This window comes from Mycoplasma sp. 246B, assembly GCF_054353935.1.
The window spans coordinates 1-7,610 of sequence record NZ_JBTHHM010000018.1; the positions used below are offsets into that span (position 1 = coordinate 1).

7 protein-coding genes are annotated in these 7,610 nt (G+C 27.0%); 1 reads left to right on the forward strand and 6 read right to left on the reverse strand.

All coding sequences use genetic code 4. From position 1 onward, the window contains the following. Positions 1 to 179 precede the first annotated feature (179 nt). Positions 180 to 596 (forward strand): Dps family protein, encoded by a 417-nt coding sequence (locus tag ACXYRR_RS04145; protein ID WP_458598184.1) that lies wholly within the window; start codon positions 180 to 182, stop codon positions 594 to 596. 37 nt (positions 597 to 633) lie between these two features. Here the strand turns inward: ACXYRR_RS04145 and gap are convergent, their stop codons facing one another. From gap to ACXYRR_RS04175, 6 genes are all read right to left on the reverse strand, one after another. Further along, positions 634 to 1,629, reverse strand: a complete 996-nt coding sequence (gap, locus tag ACXYRR_RS04150; RefSeq protein ID WP_458598186.1) for a type I glyceraldehyde-3-phosphate dehydrogenase — start codon at positions 1,627 to 1,629, stop codon at positions 634 to 636. A gap of 227 nt (positions 1,630 to 1,856) precedes the next feature. Then, the gene (locus ACXYRR_RS04155) at positions 1,857 to 2,936 is read right to left on the reverse strand and encodes a hypothetical protein (protein ID WP_458598188.1); all 1,080 of its coding nucleotides are present in this window, start codon (positions 2,934 to 2,936) and stop codon (positions 1,857 to 1,859) included. 139 nt (positions 2,937 to 3,075) lie between these two features. Continuing rightward, positions 3,076 to 5,523 carry a DEAD/DEAH box helicase family protein gene (locus tag ACXYRR_RS04160; protein ID WP_458598190.1) on the reverse strand — a complete coding sequence of 816 codons (2,448 nt, stop codon included), beginning with the start codon at positions 5,521 to 5,523 and terminating at the stop codon, positions 3,076 to 3,078. Between the two features lie 95 nt (positions 5,524 to 5,618). Continuing rightward, positions 5,619 to 5,747, reverse strand: a complete 129-nt coding sequence (locus ACXYRR_RS04165; protein ID WP_435129165.1) for a hypothetical protein — start codon at positions 5,745 to 5,747, stop codon at positions 5,619 to 5,621. 26 nt (positions 5,748 to 5,773) lie between these two features. Beyond that, positions 5,774 to 7,039 (reverse strand): site-specific DNA-methyltransferase, encoded by a 1,266-nt coding sequence (locus tag ACXYRR_RS04170; protein WP_458598192.1) that lies wholly within the window; start codon positions 7,037 to 7,039, stop codon positions 5,774 to 5,776. Continuing rightward, a complete protein-coding gene (locus ACXYRR_RS04175) occupies positions 6,999 to 7,373 on the reverse strand; it encodes a hypothetical protein (RefSeq protein ID WP_458598194.1) in 375 nt (124 codons plus the stop codon). The genes ACXYRR_RS04170 and ACXYRR_RS04175 overlap by 41 nt, the downstream gene beginning before the upstream one ends. Between the last annotated feature and the right edge of the window lie 237 nt (positions 7,374 to 7,610).

The following is a 7,610-nucleotide window of genomic DNA, read 5'->3' on the forward strand; positions in this document are numbered from 1 at the left end:
ATTCTTCCTTCTTAAAATGCCTTGACATTGCTTTCCTTTCTTTAATATTTTTGGGCGCGGACACCCCTAGGGGTGTTGGTTAATCCTATAAATAAAACAAAAAGATTAACAGAATTAGTTGTTAATCTTTTTGTAATACTTTATCATATGAATATGGTAAAATAAATCAAGGAGGAAATATGAATGAAATACAAAAATTAAAAGAAATGCAAGCAAGCTTACAAGTGTTTTATCAAAAAATTAATAACATCCACTGAAACATTAAAGGATTAGAATTCTTTGAAATTCATGCACAAAGTGATAAATTAAAAGATGATGTTTTAAATTTTGTAGATGAGATTGCTGAAAAAGTTGTTATGAAAGGTGAAGTCGCTTTAGGAAGTTATACAGAAGTGCTAGAAGCTTCTAAAATCACTGAATTAACTTCACAAATCTTTGATTATAAACAAGCTCTTAAAGTGCTTGTGAATGATTTAAAAATACTTTTACAACTTGCTGAAAGTTTTGAATGAAGCGCTAGAGTTCAACCTATTTTTGATGAAGTGCTATTATCATTAGATAAATGATTATGACAATTTGATGCGATGTCAAAATAGTATAAAAAATCCGGGGAACCGGATTTTATTATGCTTATTATAAGTTAGCAAAGTAAATAACTGTTCTAACAAGTTGTGATACATATGACATTTCATTGTCATATCATGAGAAGAGTTTATATAAGTTACCTTCTGACGATTCTTTGATTGAAGTTAATTTTGAATCAAATACTGATCCATGTGTTTCTTTAATAATATCAGAAGAAACAATTTCATCGGTTTCATATCTGAAACTTTCTGATTCTGCTGCTTTCATTGCTGCATTAATTTCTTCAACTGTAGGTTGTTTTTCTAATAAAACAGTTAAGTCTACTAATGAACCTGTAATTAATGGTACACGAATTGCTGAACCGTCTAATTTTCCTGCTGCTTCTTTAACTACTAAACCAATTGCTTTTGCTGCTCCTGTTGAAGTAGGAACCATATTTGCTGCTGCTGCACGAGCCCTACGTAAGTCTCTATGTGGAGCATCTTGAAGTCTTTGATCTCCTGTGTATGCATGGATAGTTGTCATAAATCCAGATTTAATACCAAAGTTATCGACTAAAACTTTAACCATAGGTGCTAATGAGTTTGTTGTACATGATGCTGCAGAGATAAGTGTATCATCACTTGTTAATTCATTGTGGTTTACATTAAATACAATAGTTTTAACATCTTTTTCTGATGGTGCAGAAACAACAACTTTTTTAGCACCCGCTTTTAAGTGTTTTGAAGCACCATCTCTTTTAGTAAAGAATCCAGTTGATTCAATAACTACATCAATTCCAAGTTCAGCTCATGGAAGATTTTCAGGATCTCTTTCTGCGAATACTTTAATTTCTTTCCCATCGACAACGATAGCACCATCTTTAGCTACTACTTCAACACCTAATTTACCAAATGCTGTATCGTATTTTAATAAGTGTGCTAGGGTTTTTGAATCTGTAAGATCGTTAACTGCAACAACTTCTAAGTTTGAATTTTGTTCTAATAATCTACGGAAAAATAATCTACCAATTCTTCCGAATCCGTTAATTGCTACTTTTTTCATATTTTACCTTTCTGTTAATTAAAATGTATATCTTGCATATTATAAACTTTTTTTAAAATAAAAAATATAAATATATAGATATGATGGATTGATGAGGATGGTGGGAAATAGTTGTTATTGTTGCCATTTTATTATATTTAGATAATTTAGATAACTTGTTAAATTCTCTTACAAATATTTTTTATAAAAGTGAGTTGAATTTCGAAGAATTAGATTATAATTTTATCTTATATTCAATTTATTATTGAATTTATATACAACTTTTTATATTCTTTATTTAAATAATTTTGTGTGTATGAAAGTAAAATAATTACGACAACAAGTAATATGATTATTCATAAATTTGTAAAATATATTGGTGTTTCTTTAGGTACATCGAAACTATTGATACTTCAATTTGGGTAACTTTCTCGGTGCCAATTTGAAAAGGCACTAATATTCATTAGTAGATTTAAATTAAACGGAGATAATACTAATACAAAAAGAATCATTAATACCACTAATAAAAAGAAAGATTTAAGTTTTTTTGTTAATTCAGATTTATTTATTATTGTAATTTTAACAAATAAAAATATGCTAATAAGAAATGCAGTTATAATAAAAACATAATTTAATACATTAATTCAATATTTCACCACATACACATCATCATATAAATAAAGAGAAGAAAGAAAAGTATCAATTAATAAATTAATAATTAAAATTACTAAATTCAATGTTACAAAAAATAATGCAGATATATTTAACGATTTAATGACTTTTAAATTAGATGTTTCTTTCTTGTCATTTGAAATTATATTAGAAACCAATGCACTTTCTATCTTAGGTTGTTGTAAAACTTTTTCCTCTTTTATAATTTCTTGTGTTTGTGCTTTCACTTTTGCTGGTTTTAATTTAACCATTGATATACCTAATAAAACTGTAATAGCAACCTGAATAAGCAATCCGATAATTGATATACCTGGTAATCAAGACACAGGTTGTGCAATAAGAATCAAAGCAAAATTTGATATAGCAAAAGCTCTTGTTTTTGCTATTGTTTCATCTTTTTTAGCATCTTGCAATGTAATTGCAAAAATTGATATCAACATTGCTATAACTGATAAATATATAAAGAAGTTCATAATTGTAAATACTGCATATGGTATACTGCTTGTAAAGACATATTCAGGGTTATATGAAACTCTACCATATGCATTTACTCGTGTAAAAATTAAAATAGTTGTTATTAATCAAAATAACATAGTTGCTGAACTTAACACCAAAGTTGATAAGTTCATTTTAAACAGGGTTAATTTTCTTGGCATAGTTTAGTTCCTTTCTTTCTTAATGATAGAAAAAAAAAAAAAAAAAAAACAGAAAGCCAAAAATGTGGGCAATTTTCTGTTTATTTGTGGAATAAAATTTGTATATTTTCATATTCAATGAAAAAGAGATAAAAATACATTATGCAGCTTGATTATTATGCTGTGTATTATTCACAACATCTTGTTCATTTGAATCAGCAGGTCATTCTAAAAGTGTGTCTAAAACTATCGGAATACCTTTTGGATCTTTTGATTCATTAAGTTTTTTATTTAATGAATAAATATCACTGTGACCTTTGAAATAAATAGGATTCTTAGGATCTGTTGATACATAAGCAATAATTAAACTAAAGTGCTTATTGTTTTCTTTAGTCTTTTGTTTTTGGTATGCTTCTACATATTCTTTATAAGCATTTTTGATGTATTCTGTTTTTGCTGGAGCATTTGTTGTGCTGTTATTTTGATTTAATGCTTTTACTTCAATATGTATTTCGTGATTGTTGTATTTAATGATAAAATCAACAAAAGATGTTCTTAGTTCTTGATCTGCGATGTATTCAAAACCAATTCCTTTAAAAGGAATGTTTTTAGTAAACATAATTTCTACATTATTTTTATCATCAGATTTTGCTTTAGAGTGTTTATTATCTCAAGCATTTAACTTCTCGATAAAAATTTTCTCAGGTACTGAATCATAAACAAGTTCTAATTTATTTGAATCCTTTTGATTTGGATCAAGTTTTTCTTTTTTATATGCATAATTATTATTAAAAATCTCTTGGGTTCGCTCTTCTTGTAAGATTTGGATGCGCTCTTTTAATGTTAATTTGTCATCAACAGTAAAAACTAAGTTATTTTGTTCATTTTTTTGTTTCTTTAAACTTTTCTTTAAATTAACAAAAACTGGTAATTTAATTTGAATAAATAGATACCACAGCATTGTGTGATTGATTTGCTGATTAAGTTTATTTTCAGTAAAGAAATTATTGATGTGTTTTTTAATGTTTTCATTTAAATAATCTTTATGTTTTTTGAGTTCTTTTAGGTTAAAAATTTCAATTTCAATTAAATTTTTAACCTTATATGTAACAAAGTGTCCATCACCATAATCTCTTTTTTCAGCTACAATAAATTTATTTTGCTTAAATTCATTTAGTATATTTTGATATTCTTTTGTAAAATCATCAACTAAAAACTTATTTATCTCATCGATAGCTTGTTTTTGATATTCATTTTCATCAACTTCATTTCATTTAACAAAGTTTTCTATATGCCCAGAGATAAAGGTTTTGTTTTTATATTTATCCTTAAGAACAAGTTTTTGGTATTGTTGATCTTTAATGTCTACATTACTATAAATATAGTATTCTAATGCAGCACTGTTTGCTGGTAAGTTGTCAACAGGAACAGGATTTCTTTTAATTCTTCCTAATGTTTGTGTATTTAGTGTCCCTGAATACACATTACGCAGTTGCACTAACATACAAGCTCTAGGAATATTCCATCCTGTTGCGGGTCCAATTTTGAAAATGATAACATCAACTGGTGAATTATTTCTAGAGATATCAAAAAGTGTATCACCACCTGCTAATCTAATATTAGAATCTATTACAGTAAAACAATCAGATTTAGTGTTATCAAAATATTTAACTCATTTTAAGTTATTTTCTTCTAATACTTTGATAATCATATCGATGTTTTGATTAAATTTTGCACTTTTTTCTTTGTCTTTGCTATCGTTATTAACTTGAATTAGCATCGCTGCATTGATTCCGATGAGGTGGGGTTGATTGATGTTATCATTGTATTTTTGTTTGATTTCTTTAAACTTTTCACAAGCTTTTCTTAAAATGATTTCATCATCTAAAACATCTAAACTACTAATGTTGACATTATAGTTCTTTTTAGTTTTTAAAAGTTGTATATTATCATTTTGTAAACTTTGATGTTCAAGTTCCACTAAGTTTTCACCACTCTTAGGTGAAGCACTCATTTTTACCACAAATGCGGCAGCTGATTGCATTTTGGCTTCATAATTCTTTTCTTCTTCAGATTCGCGGATTTTAATGTCTGCATCTCCTCCGTGGTGTGCTTCATCGCGGATGTAGATAAGTTTGTATTTATTGTTTCTAATTTGATCTAAAAACTTATCTACTGCTCCGTAGATGGTATAAAGACTTTTGGCTGTAAATGATGAACTACCAGCAATAAAAACATTGTTTTCTTCAGCAAAAAACTCAAATGTTTGTTCGGTCTTTTTAGTTTTTGCTTTAGCAGAAGGGGATTTAAGTCGTTTGATTACCAAGTCTTTGTTTTTGATGTATTGTTTGTAATTATTAAAACTCTTTTCAAGTTGTTGAGGTAAACAAGCAGTTGAGAGTGTATTTATATAAAATACTAATTTTTCATCAGGGTTATCTTTTGATCACTCAACAAGATGATCGATAAAATTTAAAATCATAAAAGTTTTACCAGAACCTGTAGGTGCTTTAAAAATTTGATAATCAACTGTATTGCTTTCTAAACTTGAAATAGCATAAGAAGTGAGTTCGCTAACAACTTCTGTTTGTGAATTAGTTAGTTCCATTATTCTCCTTTAATTTTCTTTGGTTTTTGTAATTTGTTGATATTCTTCTTCATTTAAAGGGATAAATTTATTATCTTGTATTATCAAATATTCAGTTAGCTTACCATTTTTTCTAAATTAGAATATTCATATGCTAATCAAAACATTTCACTATCGATTCCGTTAGTTAATAATTCTTTATCTAAAATATTTTTTAGTTCGGTTGTTTTGTATGCTTTAATCATTTTTGACTCCTTGTATTGTTTATGCTTTATCTTTCTTGTGGATTTAAAGAAAGTAAATCATTTAATAAATTCTTTATATGATTTTGATTATTTATATCTAAATTAGGTATACCAAAATCTTTTAGTAATTGTATAAGTTTTTTAATTATGTTATCTGTTTCATCCTTAGTATCAGGTGAAACATCCATATATTCAATATCGTAGACATTTAAATTGGTTTTATAAGGTTTGTTTTTGTTGATTCATTCAAAAGTTTGATTATCTGTAGAGACACCATTGTTGATTCGATATAAACGTTCATAATTAACACTTTTTGCTATTTCATTTTGATTATTAGTTACAAGTGTATATGTTCTACTACCACCATCTTCTCTGTTTAAATCTAAAACAGCATGACCTGTGGTTCCGGAACCAGCAAAGAAGTCTAGAACGCGCGAATTGCCGCTTTTTTCAACAAGTTTTATTAAATATTTTATTAACCTTACAGGTTTAGGTGTATCAAAAGCATTTTTATATAAAATTTCATTAATTTCGTTTTTTGATTCGTGAGTATGTCCCACTACTTCAAAGTTCAATATAGTTTTTGAAATAAGATCTGAAACTTCATTCAAGTATCTTTTTAATGTTGGTCTTTTATTTTCATCATCAGGTAAAACAATTCTGTTTTCTTTTATAAGTTCATATATTTTTTCTTTATTAAATAGTCAACCTGAATTTTCAGGACACTTATAAGTTTTATTATTTCAGTGGATATCAAATTTATTTTTTGAGTTTTTAGTTAAATCTGTAAGTTTATAAAATCCTATTTCGTCTTTACCTTTGTAACGCGAATTAATTTTTTCATTTCTTTTTAATCTATTAAATTTTTTTAACTCTTCTTTATTCTTAGCATAACATAAAATATAATCGTGATTAACGGAAACAAACTTATTATTATTCTTTGGTGAATAATTTTTTTCTCAAATAAAATTAGCGACAAAATTTTCTTCACCATATATTTCGTCCATCAAAACTTTTAAATACGCTTGTTCATTATCATCGATTGAAACAAAGATAACCCCATCTTCTTTAAGTAGTTTCTTTGCTAATCTTAATCTTTCATTTAGTAAGTTTAATCAACCGTTTCTTGCATATTTATCACGGTAGTCTTTGGTATTTGCGGCAATATTTTCTTTGTCGTTTGCAATTCCGTTCCCATCTTCATAAGAACTTTCGGTGTTATAAGGAGGATCGATATAAATTACATCGTAATTATATGTAAGTCCCGCTCTCTCTCTCTCTCTCTCTCTCAATTACTATTAAATTCTTTAAAGCATCATAGTTTTCACCTATAATTAGGGTGTTATCCTTTGTCTTTGATTCTTTAAAATCAAAGGATAATTCTTCATTTCTTTTTAGTAAAGCAATACTTTGAGTATTAGATTCTGGTGCTGCATCAAAGCGAAATCCGATTTTGATTCTTTGAGCAATGAACTGGAAAACATATTCTAGTCGACTCTCATCAAATTTCTTAATTATTTCTATTGCTAAATTCTTTTGATCAGCATTTAGTTGTTTAGATGAAATTCTATTAACTTCATCTAAATATTTTTGTTGTAATGGTGTTAAATTTATATCAGCTTTCATAATTCTCCTTAATATTTAAATATTTTACTACATATTATTTAACAAACGATTAAAGAGATGAATATATGGATTATTTTGCGAATTAAATTTCAAATTAAAGATTATAAAATAACTAAGATAAAATTTATTACTTGTTTGTTATATTTTGTGGGTTTAAAGCAAGTAAATCATTTAATAAATTCTTGACATTATAAAAATTCTTGTGTATTTTAATAAAATCTAAGTTATATCCTTAAA